Origin of the sequence: Pseudoalteromonas sp. S3178 (assembly GCF_005886985.1) — a bacterium.
Taxonomy (GTDB): domain Bacteria; phylum Pseudomonadota; class Gammaproteobacteria; order Enterobacterales; family Alteromonadaceae; genus Pseudoalteromonas; species Pseudoalteromonas carrageenovora.
This window is the reverse complement of record NZ_PNCW01000492.1, coordinates 1-253: the sequence shown is the minus strand read 5'-3', so window position 1 is coordinate 253 and position 253 is coordinate 1. Positions and strand designations below refer to the sequence as shown.

At 41.9% G+C, this 253-nt stretch carries 1 protein-coding gene; it reads left to right on the top strand.

What is annotated here, in order from left to right; all coding sequences use genetic code 11:
* On the top strand, positions 1 to 253 hold a 253-nt coding region (locus CWC11_RS23160; RefSeq protein ID WP_212748117.1), incomplete at both ends, for a hypothetical protein.

Below are 253 nucleotides of genomic sequence, written 5' to 3'. Positions count from 1 at the left end.
TAGCTCCTGCGCAAACCGCGAAACGACGTAACCCAAATGTATTGGGTAATAAATTACGACAGCAATTGGTTATTCGCAGCAGTGGCAGCGTATCAAGTAATAATAAAAACAGTGTTAAACTCAGTGGTAAATTTCCTGCGAATGAAGCAGATCCTGCACATCGTTTAACGAATATATTTGATATGACAGAACGTCATACTGTGTTGCAAGGCTCGATCAGTTGCACAAACACGGGGGTGTTGTCGTTTTTTGC